This window comes from Sphaerotilus mobilis (genome assembly GCF_004216565.1).
Classification (GTDB): domain Bacteria; phylum Pseudomonadota; class Gammaproteobacteria; order Burkholderiales; family Burkholderiaceae_C; genus Sphaerotilus; species Sphaerotilus mobilis.
Map to the genome: position 1 here is coordinate 40,136 of NZ_SGWV01000007.1, position 14,100 is coordinate 54,235.

Annotated in this window: 8 protein-coding genes; 4 read left to right on the forward strand and 4 right to left on the reverse strand. The window is 70.2% G+C overall.

What is annotated here, in order from left to right:
* Positions 1 to 15: 15 nt before the first annotated feature.
* The 4 genes from EV685_RS00485 to EV685_RS00500 all read right to left on the reverse strand — a co-directional run bounded on the left by EV685_RS00485 (position 16) and on the right by EV685_RS00500 (position 4,269).
* Complete coding sequence (locus tag EV685_RS00485; protein ID WP_130480044.1) at positions 16 to 441, reverse strand: acyl-CoA thioesterase; 426 nt, start codon at positions 439 to 441, stop codon at positions 16 to 18.
* A gap of 84 nt (positions 442 to 525) precedes the next feature.
* Positions 526 to 1,230, reverse strand: coding sequence for a YceH family protein (locus EV685_RS00490; protein WP_242615346.1), 705 nt, complete (start codon positions 1,228 to 1,230; stop codon positions 526 to 528).
* Positions 1,227 to 2,009 carry an SDR family oxidoreductase gene (locus EV685_RS00495; protein ID WP_130480045.1) on the reverse strand — a complete coding sequence of 261 codons (783 nt, stop codon included), beginning with the start codon at positions 2,007 to 2,009 and terminating at the stop codon, positions 1,227 to 1,229. Before EV685_RS00495 ends, EV685_RS00490 begins: the two co-directional genes overlap by 4 nt.
* 124 nt (positions 2,010 to 2,133) lie before the next feature.
* The gene (locus tag EV685_RS00500) at positions 2,134 to 4,269 is read right to left on the reverse strand and encodes a putative bifunctional diguanylate cyclase/phosphodiesterase (protein ID WP_130480046.1); all 2,136 of its coding nucleotides are present in this window, start codon (positions 4,267 to 4,269) and stop codon (positions 2,134 to 2,136) included.
* 389 nt (positions 4,270 to 4,658) lie between these two features.
* On the opposite strand from EV685_RS00500, the gene EV685_RS00505 reads away from it, so the two are divergent.
* From EV685_RS00505 to EV685_RS00520, 4 genes are all read left to right on the forward strand, one after another.
* The gene (locus tag EV685_RS00505) at positions 4,659 to 6,329 is read left to right on the forward strand and encodes an electron transfer flavoprotein-ubiquinone oxidoreductase (protein WP_130480047.1); all 1,671 of its coding nucleotides are present in this window, start codon (positions 4,659 to 4,661) and stop codon (positions 6,327 to 6,329) included.
* Positions 6,330 to 6,651: 322 nt separating this feature from the next.
* Positions 6,652 to 9,018 carry a cellulose biosynthesis cyclic di-GMP-binding regulatory protein BcsB gene (gene bcsB / locus EV685_RS00510; protein ID WP_130480048.1) on the forward strand — a complete coding sequence of 789 codons (2,367 nt, stop codon included), beginning with the start codon at positions 6,652 to 6,654 and terminating at the stop codon, positions 9,016 to 9,018.
* A gap of 3 nt (positions 9,019 to 9,021) precedes the next feature.
* Complete coding sequence (gene bcsZ, locus EV685_RS00515; protein ID WP_130480049.1) at positions 9,022 to 10,179, forward strand: cellulose synthase complex periplasmic endoglucanase BcsZ; 1,158 nt, start codon at positions 9,022 to 9,024, stop codon at positions 10,177 to 10,179.
* Positions 10,167 to 14,099 (forward strand): cellulose synthase subunit BcsC-related outer membrane protein, encoded by a 3,933-nt coding sequence (locus EV685_RS00520; protein WP_130480050.1) that lies wholly within the window; start codon positions 10,167 to 10,169, stop codon positions 14,097 to 14,099. The genes bcsZ and EV685_RS00520 overlap by 13 nt, the downstream gene beginning before the upstream one ends.
* Position 14,100 lies beyond the last annotated feature (1 nt).

Consider the following 14,100-nt stretch of genomic DNA (forward strand, 5'->3'; position numbering starts at 1 on the left):
CCACGCCCGCAGCCATCAGCCCGGCACCGCCAATGCGCGCAGCGCATCGGGCAGCGGCACCGACTTGCGCAGCCGCTGATCGACCCAGACGATCAAGGCGCCGCCACTGGCATAGACCACGCCGGGCTCGTCGAGCCTTTCCATCGTCGTGTAGGTCTCGATGCTGCTGCGTCCGGGCCGGCGCACGTACATGCGAGCCAGCACCTCGGCGGGGAACGCCAGCTGCAGGTGGAAGTTGCAGAAGGCGTTGACGATCACTGGCCCGATGCCATGCGGCTCCACCTGCAGGCCGGTCGAGGCCAGCCAGTCCAGGCGTGCGATCTCGAGGTAGCGGAAATAGACGCTGTTGTTGACATGGCCCATCGCGTCCATGTCGCCCCAGCGAACGGGAAACTGGCTGGTGTGAACGAGGACCTTGTCCTCGGGCAGGTCGAAGCGCATCGGTGTGCAGGCCCGGGGTGGGACCGGTGGAGGTGAAAGGTCAGGTGCCGCTCAGGCGTTGCTCAGGTGTCGCTGAGGTGCCGCTCAGGTGTCATCCAGCGACACGCCCAGCTCGCCGGCCAGCTTGGCGACCTGCGTGCGCAGACGAGCCAGCTCGGCCTGCATCTGGCGCTGTTCGGCGCGCAGCAGGGCGAGTTCCTCGTCGCTGGACGACCCGTGGCTGGTGTTGGACGTGCCGGCGCTCTGGACCAGCAAGGCCGGATCGACCGGGCCGCACAGCAGGTGGGTCCAGCGCGACTCGCGCGCGCCCGGCGCACGGGCCAGCTTGATGACGCGGGGCGGCGTCTTCTCGGCCAGCTCTTCAAGGAAGCCCTCGACCGAGGACACGTCGGCAAAGCGGTGCAGGCGCTCGGCGTTGGCGCGCAGCTCGGCGGCGGTCTGCGGGCCCCGCAGCATCAGCGTGGCCAGCAGCGCACCGGCCGCGCCGGGCACGCCCAGGCCGCGCGGCAGGTTGTGGTCGTAGCGGACGACGCGGCTGCCGCTGACCTCGCCCACCAGACTGAGCGACTTCAGCTCGTCCAGCGCGGCCAGGATCTGCGGCTCGGTCAGCGCCATCACCGGATCGCGTGCGGTCTTCTGGTTGCAGCCCGACTGCAGCGCGTTGAGCGACATCGGGTAGGTGTCGGGCACCGTCGCCTGCTTCTCGACCAGCACGGCCAGCACGCGGGCTTCGACGGGGGTCAGGTCACGCAGCTGACGACCCGCCGGGCTTGCGACGCCCTCGCTCACAGCCCGAACCCGTCGTCGGCCTGGATGACCGCGCCGTTGACGAAATGGCTCTCATTGGCGCAGAGCATGAGCAAGCTGGTGTCGAGGTCGGCCGGCTTGCCCAGGCGCTTGCGCGGCAGCATGTTGACCAGCTTCTGGCCACCCTCGGTCTCCCAATGGTGGTGGTTGATCTCGGTGTCGATGTAGCCGGGGCAAATGGCATTGACGTTGACGCCGTACTTGCCCCATTCCAGCGCCATCGCGCGGGTCATGTGGATGACGGCGGCCTTGCTCATGGCATAGACGCCGATCTGGCTGATGACGCGCAACCCGGCCATCGACGCGATGTTGACGATGCGCCCGCCGGTGTAGGTGCCCGGTGCCGCGCCGCGTGCCCGCGCGACCATGCGCCGGCCAACTTCCTGGGCCACGAAGAAGGCGCCGCGCACATTGGTGTCGAAGACGAAGTCGAAGTCCTCGGGGCCGACGTCCAGCAGCTTCTGGGTCGTGCTCACGCCGGAGTTGTTGATCAGGATGTCGAGCGTGCCGACCTCGGTCTCGGCATGGGCCACGGCCGAGGCGATGCTCTCGGTGTCGGTCACATCCAGCTCGACCACGTGGGCATCGCCACCCTGCCCTTCGATCTCGGCGCGCAGGGTCTTGAGCCGCTCGGTGCGGCGGCCGGCCAGGACGACGGCCGCGCCGGCCTTGGCGAGGGTGCGGGCGAACTGTTCGCCCAGGCCGCTGGACGCGCCGGTGACAAGGGCGACGCGGCCCGACAGGTCGATGCTGTAGCTCATGGTGTGGGTCGGTGTGGGACGACGGGAAAACGATCGAGAAGCTGCTCGCCGAATGGCCTTTCAGCCCCCCGGGAGGGATCGCATCACGATAGCAGAAGGCCCCCCGCGCGAGGCCTGATCCGGCTCAGGGAGACGGGCTGCCGGCGCGCTCCCGGGCCTCGTCCTCGAGCCGCAGCAGCCACTGGTCGATCGGCATCGGGCGAGCGAAGTGATAGCCCTGGAACTCCTGCACGCCCAGGTCGCGCAAGGCCTCGAACTGGGCCTGTGTCTCGACCCCTTCGGCCACCGTCGACATGCCCAGCGCGGCACAGAGCTGGACCATGTGGGCCAGCAGCTTGGCGGCGCGGCTGTCGTGGTCGATGTCCATCACGAAGCTGCGGTCGATCTTGATCTTGTTGAACGGCAGGTGACGCAGGTAGCTCAGCGACGAATAGCCGGTGCCGAAATCGTCCAGCGCCAGCGTGTAGCCGATCTCGCGCAGGCGCCGCAGCAGGGGCTCGACCACCGCCATGTTGTCGACCTGGGCCGACTCGGTGATCTCCAGCTCGATCTGGTCGGGCCTGATGCCGGCGCGCTGGCAGGCCACCATCAGCTGCTGTTCCAGGCCCCGCTGCAACAGCTGCTTGGGCGAGAGGTTGACGGCCACCGTGAAGGGGTGACCGGCATCCTGGCCGCGCCGCACCAGCTGGGCAGCGGCGTGCAGGGCATGCCGGCCCATCAGGCCGATCAGGCCGGTCTTCTCGGCCATCGGGATGAACTCGACCGGCGAGACGTTGCCAAAGGCCGGCGTGGACCAGCGCATCAACAGCTCGACGCCCACGGCGTGGCCGTCACGGTCCACCTTGGGCTGGGCGACGAAGGTGAAGCCGTTGCGTTCGGCATCGGTGCGCAGCAGCGACTGCATGCGCACGCGGCGCTGCACATCGGTGTCCAGCTCGGGGTCGTAGAAGGCCAGCCCGTTGCGACCGCGTTCCTTGGCGACGTACATCGCCGCATCGGCCTTGCGCAACAGGGTGCCCGGGTCGTTGCCGTCGCGCGGTGCCAGCGTGGCGCCGATGCTGGGCGTGACCGTGACCTCGTGGGCCTCCAGCATGACCGGCTGGTTCAAGGCCGCCAGCACGACCTGGGCGACGGAGCGAACCTCGTTGTCGCCCGAGCCTGGGCCCAGCACGATGACGAACTCGTCACCGCCCCAACGGCCGACCAGCGCATCGGCGGGCAAGAGTGCGGTCAGGCGTCGCGCCACCGAGCGCAGCAACTGGTCGCCGACCTCATGACCGTAGGAGTCGTTGACTTCCTTGAAGCCGTCCAGGTCGATGAAGATGACCGCAAACGGTGATGGCGTCACCTCGCCCAGGCGGGCTGCCAGGTGTTGCTCGATCGCCGAGCGGTTGGGCAGGTCGGTCAGCGCATCGGCCAGCGCCATGCGGGCCATCCGTGCTTCGGCGCGCATCTGCTCGCGCAGGTCGGTCAGCGAGACGATGTAGCCGCGCCCGCCTTCGGTGAAATGCGACAGCGGCGTGATGTTGACGTCGACCGGAATCGACTCGCCCTGAAGCGTGGCGAGTTCGGACGCGCCGGCCCAGCCACCGCGCTCGACCAGCTCGACCTCGATGTCGGCAGGCAGCGACAGCCGCAGCGCCAGCGACTGGCCGGACAGCTCATCGGCGCTCAGGCCACACAAGGTGCTGTAGGCCTGGTTGGTCTCCTGGATGCACCAGTTGCCGTCGGTGACCGCGATCGCATCGCGGGTGCTGGTGAAGGCCTGGGCCATCAGCCGCAGCGACTCCTCGGCCTCGCGTTGTTCGGTGATGTCCTTGACCGTGCCGCTGACCAGCAGCGCATGGTTCTGCGGATCACGTTCAACCGCCCGTCCACGCGCACGAACCCAGCGCAGACCCTGTGGCAGGTTCAGTCGGAAGGCCACGTCCAGGTCGTGGCGCAGCCCGCTGGCGTGCATGCGCCAGGTCAGGCGAAAGGTCTCGATGTCCTCGGCATGGACCCGCGCGATCAGCTCGGACTTGGTCAGCGCCGGAACGGCCACACGCTGGCCGTGCTCGTTGACGAAGGGCTCGACGCGGAAGTGCTGGTCGTCGGCCGACCAGGACCAGACGGCCTCACCGCTGGCCCACAGCGCGCGTTGCAAGCGCTGCTCCGCGTCGCGGCTGCGTTCGAGGTCGAGGCGCGCCGCGTCCAGCGCCTGATGCGCCGCGCTCAGCTGCGCGGCCAGCAGGTCCGCGTGTTCCTGGCTCACGCTCACCGGCTCGCTCCCACGTTCGTGGAGCGGCCTGTTCTGCGGGTGGCAGGGCTCGGCAACAGGTGGAATCCAGCGGGCATGGAGAACTTGGGATCGATGCAAAGAGGCGACAAGTGACGGAAAGCGGACCAGCCGAGCAAGCTGTCCGTTTCATGCAAGGTTAGCCCGAGGCAGGTCAGTCGATCGCCAGAAATACCCAAGGAAGCCCAGCTTGACCGGACGGAGCGCACGTTTCGGTTCAGGCTGTCAGCGTTTCATCAAAAAAGCACGACCGTGCTTTTGCTGCGGTGCGGCTGATTAGAATCGCGCCGCCCCGGCGTCGCCGCCGGACCGCTGCCCGCCTGTCCCAGGGCATGCCCACCCGCTCGATCATCAGCAAGACAAGGAACACCATGCGTCCCGAGGAGATCCTGGCCCAGTTCGGCCCGCGCGAATCGATGGCCTACGACGTCGTGATCGTCGGCGCCGGGCCCGCCGGCCTGGCAGCGGCGATCCGGCTCAAGCAGCGCAACGCCGAGCTGTCGGTGGTGGTGCTGGAGAAGGGCTCGGAGCCTGGCGCCCACATCCTGTCGGGTGCCGTGATGGACCCGATCGCGCTCAACGAGCTGATGCCCGACTGGAAGGCACGGGGCGCGCCGCTGAACCAGCCGGTGACCGGCGACGAGGTTCTGTTCCTCAACGAGACCAGCGCCACCACGACGCCGCAGGCGCTGATCCCTGACTGCTTCCACAACGACGGCAACTACGTCGTCAGCCTGGCCAATGTCGTGCGCTGGCTGGCCACACAGGCCGAGGGCCTGGGCGTGGAGATCTTCCCCGGCTTCACCGCCGCCGAGATCCTGTACGACGAGGCCGGCGCGGTGCGTGGCGTGGCCACCGGCAACATGGGCGTGGGCAAGGACGGCGAGCCGACCGACAGCTTCCAGCTCGGCATGGAGCTGCTGGGCGCCTACACCTTCTTCGCCGAGGGCGCGCGCGGTCACCTGGGCAAGCAGCTGATCGCCAAGTTCGGACTCGACGAAGGCCGCGACCCGCAGAGCTACGGCCTGGGCATCAAGGAACTCTGGGAAGTGCCGGCCGACAAGGCCCAGCCCGGCAAGGTGGTGCACACCGCCGGCTGGCCGATGAACGAACAGACCTACGGCGGCGGCTTTCTCTACCACCTCGAAGGCAACCTGGTGACGCTGGGCTTCGTGGTCGGCCTGGACTACCAGAACCCCTGGCTCAGTCCCTTCGAGGAGATGCAGCGCTGGAAGACCCACCCGGCCATCCGCGCCCACATCGAGGGCGGCAAGCGCATCGGCTATGGCGCCCGCGCGATCGTCGCCGGCGGCCTGCTGAGCCTGCCCAAGCTGGCCTTTCCCGGCGGTGCGCTGCTCGGCTGTGACGCGGGCACGCTCAACGCCGCGCGCATCAAGGGCAGTCACGCGGCCATCAAGACCGGCATGCTGGCCGCCGACGCCGCCGCCGACGCGCTGGCCGCCGGCCGCCGCGCCGACGAACTCGCCGCCTACCCGGCCGCCTTCGAATCGAGCTGGCTGCACGCCGAACTGGACCGCAGCCGCAACTTCAAGCAGTGGTTCAAGAAGGGCAACACCGTGGGCGCGGTGATGACCGGCATCGAGCAATGGCTGCTGCCCAAGCTCGGCGTCAAGCGCCCGCCGTGGACGATCCATCGCCATGGCCCGGACCATGCCCGCATGCACGCCGCATCCGCCTGCGAGCCCATCCGCTATCCCCGACCCGACGGCAAGCTGACCTTCGACCGCCTGAGCAGCGTCTTCATCAGCAACACCAACCACGAGGAAAACCAGCCCGCCCACCTGACCCTGAAGGATGCCTCGGTGCCGGTTTCCGTGAACCTGGCGAAATACGCCGGACCGGAGAGCCGATATTGCCCGGCGGGCGTCTATGAGTTTGTCAACAAGGACGGCGCCGACCAGCTGGTGATCAATGCGCAGAACTGCGTGCATTGCAAGACCTGCGACATCAAGGATCCGACCCAGAACATCGTCTGGGTCACGCCAGAAGGTGGCGGCGGACCCAACTACGGCGGGATGTAACACCGCTGGGATATCTCCGGCGCCGCCGCAGGCCGACCTGCGCAAGTGTCGGGACACGCCCATGACAAGGGGGACGAAGCTGTGGCTTGGTCCCCCTTGGTGTTTTGCGGTGACGGTCACTGAGGCGATTGACACATCCGCCACGAAACCCCTTCATTCAAGTGCGTGAATTTGTCATTTTCGGGACGGTTTTTCGTCTAATACATATCCCAAGCACGAAGGTATCATCTTGTTACGCCACGGACATTTTGTGGCGCGCCCGCAAGGTCCGGATTTTCAGTTCCGCGTGACAGACTCGTTCAACCTCGTTGCAGCGCCATCCATGCCCGACCTTCGTTCCACTTCCCGAGTCCGTCCCCGGCAACTGGCCGTGTTGCTGGCTGCGCTCGGAGCCAGTCTGGCGCCCTTGCAGTCGACCCCGGCCGCCGGCACCACCGGCCCCGCGCCGATGGTGGGCAACGCATCGCTGAGCCTGGCGCAAGCCTCCAGCGTGGCCGACCACGTGATCGACCAGGCCCTGGCCACGCCGACCGGCGCCGGGCCGGCCGACACCTCCGTGCGGACCCAGCAGTTCCTCTTGCGTGACCTGGGCCTGCAGACCCCGATCGAGCTGCGTGGCATCGACCAGAGCGTCTACCTGCCGCTGTCGGTGCGGCTCGACGAGACCGTGCAGAAGGCGCGGCTGCGCCTGAACTACACCTTCTCGCCGGGCCTGCTGCCCGATCTCTCTCAGATCAAGGTCTTCATCAACGACGAGGTGCTCGGCACGGTGCCGGCGGTCAAGGGCAAGCTGGGCAGTCCGCAGACCCTCGACATCGACCTCGACCCGCGCTACTTCACCGAATACGCCAAGCTGCGGCTGCAGTTCATCGGGCACTACACGATGGACTGCGAATACCCCTTCCACACGTCGCTGTGGGCCCAGGTCAGCAACCAGAGCGTGCTGGAGCTGACGACCCGCCGGCTGCCGCTGCGCAACGACCTGTCGCTGCTGCCGACGCCCTTCTTCGACGTGCGCGACGCTTCGCGCGTGCGCCTGCCCTTCGTCATGGCCGGCACACCGCCGCTGGATGTCGTGCGCAGCGCCGGTGTGCTGAGCAGCTGGTTCGGCGCGATGGCTAGCTACCGCGGTGCCGACTTCCCGGTCTCGGACAAGCTGCCGGCCGGCCATTCGATCGTGCTGGCGACCAATGAACACCGCCCGACCGGGGTCGAGATCCCGCAGGTCGAAGCGCCCACGCTGAAGATGGTCGACCACCCGAGCGACCCGGGCGCCAAGGTGCTGCTGGTGATGGGCCGTGACGCCGCCCAGCTGTCGCAGGCGGTCGACGCGCTGGTGCTGGGTCAGGCGGCGCTGAGTGGCGAACAGGCCAGCGTTGGCAAGGTCGAGTTGCCGGCCCGGCTGGCCGCCCATGACGCGCCCAACATCGTCAAGACCGGCACGGTGCTCAAGCTCGGCCAGTTGGTGGGCAATGCGCAGGCACTGCAGGTCACCGGCACGACCCTGCCGGTGATCCGCATGCCGCTGCGCCTGCCGGCAGACACCTTTGCCTGGCGCACCGAGGGCGTGCCCATCGAGCTGCGCTACCGCTACACGCCGCCGGCCCAGCTCGGCACGGCGCGGCTGGCGGTGCAGATCAATGACCAGCTGGTCGAGTCCTTCTTGCTGCGCCCGGCAGGGGCAACGAACTCGCAGTCGCAGCGCATGCTGCTGCCCTTCCTGGAGATCGGCGGCACCTTCGACCGGCAGGCGCTGATCGTGCCGGCCTTCCAGCTCGGCAGCACCAATGAGCTGCAGTTCCGCTTCGAGATCCCGCCCGTTGAGAGCTCGCGCTGCCGCGACACCGTGCTGGTCTCGCAGGCCAGCATCGACGCCGACTCGACCATCGACCTGCGCAACCTCGAGCACTACGCGACGCTGCCCAACCTGGCGATGTACGCCAACAGCGGCTTCCCCTTCACCAAGTTCGCCGATCTGGCCGAGACCGCGCTGGTGCTGCCCGATGTGCCGGGCACCCAGGTGATCGAGACCGCGCTGGGCCTGCTGGGTCAGATGGGCGCGGCGACCGGCGTGGCCGGCACGCGGGTCCAGGTGATCGGCGCCAGCCAGGTCAAGACCGTCGCGGACCGTGACCTGCTGGTCATCGCCACCGGCGACGCGCCGGCGCCGCTGGACGGCTGGCGTCAGGCCCTGCCCAGCCACCTCGACGGCGACGCCCGTGGCAATGCCCCGCTGACACGCTTCAGCGACACCGCCTCCGAATGGTTCACCGGCGCCCTGCCTCGCAAATACCCCGGCACGGCCTGGGCGGAGTGGAAGTCCGAAGGCCCGCTGGCCGCGCTGATGGCCTTCGAGTCGCCGCTGTCGGCCGGGCGCAGCGTCGTCGCGCTGCAGGCGACCGATCCGGCGGTGCTGGGCGCGATGCGCGCGGCGATGCTCGATCCCGGCAAGGTCGCCGGCATGCAGGGCGACCTGGTGCTGCTGCGTGGCGCCCAGATGGAAGCCTTCCGCGTCGGCGACGTCTACCAGGTCGGCGACCTGCGCTGGTGGCGCTGGATGTGGTTCCAGATGCGCGGTCATCCGCTGCTGCTGGTGGCGCTGGTGGGGCTGATCTCGCTGCTGCTCGCGCTGACGATCTACCGCGCCCTGCGCGCCCGCGCCGAACGTCGCGTCCAAGGTGAATCCTGAGCCGTGATCCCGAGACGTGAACTGCTGGCCGCGCTGGCCTTCGGGCTGCCGTTGGCCGCCTGTGCCAAGGCTCCCGCCGGCTGTGTGTCCGGTGACAGCGGGGAATGGACCGACTGGGAGGTCTTCCGCCGCGCCCTGGTCAGCGAGGACGGCCGGGTCATCGACCCGATGAGCAAGGACACGACCACGTCCGAAGGCCAGTCCTACGCGCTGTTCTTCGCGCTCGTGGCCGGACAGCAGGCGGTGTTCGATCGCCTGCTGCGCTGGACCGAGGACAACCTCTGCGGCGGCGACATGGCCACCCGGCTGCCGGCCTGGCAATGGGGCCGGCGCGAGGATGGTCGTTGGGACGTGATCGACGCCAACGCCGCGAGCGACGCCGACCTGTGGATCGCCTACACGCTCGCCCAGGCCGGCCGGCTGTGGAAGAACCGCCGCTACGAGGCGCTGTCGCAGGTGCTGGGTCGGCGCATCCTGGCCGACGAGGTGGTCGAGCTGGCCGGGCTGGGTCCGACGCTGCTGCCCGGCCCCAAGGGCTTCCGCCTCGACGAGGACAGCCACCGGCTCAACCCGAGCTACCTGCCGCCGCCTGTGCTGGCGTGGTTCGCGGCGCACCGGCCTGAGGCCGTCTGGAAGGGCTTGCGCAGCTCGTCCATGCAGGTGCTGTCGGGCAGCGCGCCGCGTGGCCTGGCACCCGAATGGACGGTGCATGTGCGCGATCGCGGCTTTGTCGCCGACCGGCTGACGGTCGAAGACCGGGTCGGCAGCTACAACGCCATCCGGGTCTACCTGTGGCTGGGCCTGACCCATCCGGACGACCCGGCCCTGCCCGCGCTGCTGCGCCAGTACGCCGCCATGGCGCGGCTGAGTGGCCAGCGTGGCGCCGTGCCCGAGGTGGTCGACCCGGCGGCGGGTGACGCGCTGGCCACCAGCCCGGACGGCCCGGCCGGCTTTCAGGCCGCCTTGCTGCCCCTGCTCGCGCGCCTGGGCGACCGCAGCATCAGCGAGAAGCTCAAGACCCGCATGGCCGCCCGGCCAATCCAGCCACGGCATTACTACGACCAAGTGCTGAACCTGTTCGCCTCGGGCTACCTGTCCGGGCGCTACCAGTTCAGCGCCAACGGCACGCTGCAGACGAGCTGGGCGCCATGCGACGCCTGAGCGGGCTGCTGCTGGCGCTGGCGTCGTCGCTGGCGCTGCCGGGTGTGGCGGCACCCGCGCCACCGCCCAGCAGCGATCCTGCCCGTCGCAGCCTGGACGCGCTGATCGACAGCGCCCAGCTCTGGCAGGCCCGCAAGCGCCCCGACCTCGCCCGCAGCGTGCTGCAGAAGGTCCTGGCGGTGCAGGCCGACGAGCCCCGCGCGCTGCTGATGATGGGCGAGCTGGACCTGCGCGCCGGCCGCCGCAATGCCGCCCTGGCCGAGCTGACGCAGCTGCAGGCCCGCCATCCGGACAGCCCGGAGCTGCGCCAGCTGCAGCAGCTTGCGCAGCTGCACAACACCGACCTCCTGCGCCTGAACCGGCTGCAGCAGCTGCGCGAGCTGGGCAAGCTCGACGAGGCCAGCAAGCTGGCACGCCAGATGTTCCCGACCGGCGAGGCGCCCGGGCTGCTGGGCGCGGAAATGGCCGGCCTGATCGCCGCCACGCCGGGCGGCTGGGAGATCAGCCGCCGCCAGGTCGAACGCCGGGTTGACCGCAGCGGCACCGCGCTGGACCGACTGGCGCTGGCCGAGGTGCTGGCCCTCTCGCCAGCGACCCGCAAACAGGCTTGGGTGCGCCTGCACGCGCTGGTGGCCGAGGGCGTGCTGCCACGCGAGGTCATCGCCGGCGCCTGGCGCCGGGCCATCCGGCTGCAGCCAGACGACGTCGCCGTCGGCCCCTTGTGGGACGACTACCGCCGCGCGCTCGGCGACGACGCCGGCCCGAACAGCAATGGCCGGGCGGCCGTGGCCGGGGCTGCGACCACCGCACCGGCTGCAGCACCTCCTGCAGCCTCCCTCGCCACACCGCCCGCCGCTCGATCGGTCGCGCCCCCCAGCACACCGACCGGGCCAGCCGTGGCGGCAAGGGCAAGGACCCCGTCGCCCACCGCTGCGCCACGGGCAGAGGCTGCGAAGGCGGCGGCCGTCGCCGCACGCGCGGCAGCTGCCAAACCGACGGCACCGGCGGCATCGACCGCACCGGCCGCAGCCGATCCCACCCCGACGGCGGCTGAACTGGCCATGGCCAGCGTGCGGGAAACGGCCGATCGCCTGCTGCAACAGGGCACCGCGAGCGCAGACGCAGAAGCCGCAGCCCTGCTGGCTGCCGCGCTGGTCCAGCACGGCGACGATGCGCGCGCCTGGGGCTACTACGGCATCGCCCGCTTGCGCCAAGGCGACCATGCCGCCGCCGTGCCGGCCTTCGACCGGGCCCTGGCCGGCGACCCGAGCGACACGGACCGCTGGCGCAGCCTGGCTCTGACCGCACGTTACTGGGCCGGCGTCACCGAGGCCCGCCGTGCAGCCGATGCGGGTGACGACGTGAGCGTCATCGCCCTGCTCGAAGCACTGATCGAGACCCAACCCGATGCCATCGAAGGCCCCTTGCTGCTGGCCGGCGCGCGGGCCCGGCAAGGCGACGAGGCGGCGGCGCGACGGCTCTACGAACGCGTGCTGGTCCGCGCCCCCAGCGAAGCCCGGGCCTGGCGCGGCCTGACCGCCCTGGCCATGCGCCAAGACCCGGAGGCCGCCCTGGCGATGCTGGCGCAGCGCTACGGCATCGACACATCGGCGGCCGCCGGCAACGGGACACCGCCCCGCTCGGACGCCGATGCCCCAACAGCCCTGACAACCGCCACGCCCCTGGCGATCGATCCCGCCGACGCGGTTGACGTCGCGGCGGTCCGCCGGGTCGCCGATCAACGCCGCGCCGAAGGCCGCCACGGTGCCGCCCTGCGTCTGCTGGAGCAGGCCCTGGCGCTGGCGCCCAGCGACACCTGGTTGCGCTACGACACCGCCCGGGTCTATGCCGACTTCCGTCTGCCCGGACTGGCGCTGGCGGTGATGGACGAGGGCATGGCCCGACAGGCCAGCGACCCCGAGTTGCTGCAGGCCGCCGCCCTGATCGCGCTGGCCGGCGACGCGCCCCAGCGCGCCGTCGAGATCCTTGACGGCCTTCCCTCGGCCGTCGCCGACGGGCCGCAGCGCGACCTTGTCCAGCGGGCCCGACGCGAGCGGGCGCTGGCCGGTGCCCGCGCCGCCTTGCTGGCGCAGGACATGGGGCGCACCCGCGCATGGCTGGACGAAGCCGAACAGGTCATCGACCAGCGTGCGGTCGTGCTGGCCAGCCGCGACGGCGGCAGCGCCATGGCCTCGTCCAACCCGGCCGGCGCCGAACCCTGGCCCGACCTGGCCATCGCCCGCATGCGGCTGGCGACCCAGCAAGGCCGCGCGGCCCGCGACCGGCTTGGCCTGTTGCCGCCACTGGCGCTGGCCTCGCAGGTCCAGGCCCTGCTGGAGTGGGCGCGCCTGAATGCCGATGCCGGCCAAGCCGAGACCGCCCTCGACGGCCTGCAACAGGCGCTGGCCGCCGAGCCCGCCAGCGTCGGCTGGACGCCGCCCGAACGGGCCGAGGTGCTGCTGGCCCATGGCCGGCTGGCGCTCGATCTGGACCTGCCCGGCACGGCCCGCATCGACGCCGACCAGATCGACGCGCTCCTGCCTGACGACGCCATCGAGCCGCGCCTGTCGCTGCTGCGCCTGCAGCGCCGGATGGGCAACGACGCGGCCGCACGCGACACGCTGGGCCGTCTGCTGACGCAGGCGCCCACTGAGCCACTGGTGCGCATCGAGGCGGCCCGCCAAGCCCGTCTGGACGACGACGAGGCCAGCGCCCTGCGGCACCTGGACGTCGCCCGGCGGCGTGTCCTGCCCGGCAGCGAGACCGCGCTGGAGGTCGAGCGGGTGCAAGACGCGATCGAGGCCGACAACCAGCCCATCGTCGACATGGCGCTGCACAGCGGCAGCAATGCCGGCAGCGCTGGCCGGTCGGATCTCGACAGCCGCGAGGCCACCGCCCGGCTGACCTGGCCCATGATCGGCCGCGGCGAGTTCTTCGCACAGGTCGACCAGATCGCGCTGGACGCCGGCACCCTGGGTGCGGCGGCCGGCAGTTCGACGCTGCTGGGCCGCACGCTGCTGAGTTCGCCCGGTGGCCTCGCGAACGGCTCGCCGCAATCCAGCCAAGGCCTGGCCCTCGGCCTGGGCTGGCGCGGTGGCAAGCAGGAAGTCGACCTGGGCGTGGTCGACCTGCGGGTGCGCAACTGGCTGGGCGGCTGGCGCCTGAGTGGCGGCGACGACGCACTGGGCTGGCGCATCGGCATCGACCGGCGTCTGGTCACCGGCAGCCTGCTGGCCTGGGGCGGTGCGCGCGATCCGGTCGACGGGCATGTCTGGGGCGGCGTCACGCTGACGGCACTGAGCGCCCGCATCACGTCCACCCTGGGTGACGTCCACACCCTGTCGGGCAGCTGGCGGGCCGGCCTGTTGCGGGGTCAGGGCGTGGCCGACAACTGGACGGTGCAGACCGGCTTCTCCTACCGCCGCGTGCTGCGTGAGAGCATGACCCAACGCCAGACCCTCGGCGCGACCGTCGACATCCAGACCTACGGCAACAACCAGAACTTCCACACCGACGGCCACGGCGGCTACTACAGCCCCCAGCTCTACCACGCGGTCAGCATGCCCTGGGTGCACGAAGGCATGAGCGGTCGGCTGGCCTGGCAGTTGCGGCTGGCCGTCAGCCACAGCGTGACGCATGAAAACGATGCGCCGTACTACCCGAACGATCCGCAAGCACAGGCAAGCTCTGGCAATCCGCTGCACATCGGCGGACCCGGCGGCGGCTTCGGCGCGTCCGCCCGTCTGGTGACGGAATGGCGCGCCGCGCCCAGTTGGGCGATCGGCACGGCGCTGTCGCTGGAACGTTCGAGCGACTACGCGCCCAACCGCGCCAGCATCTACCTGCGCCACTGGATGGGCCGGGTGCCACCGCCGCTGGGCTGGCCGCCGGAGATGCTGGAACCCTACATCCGGCGCTGAA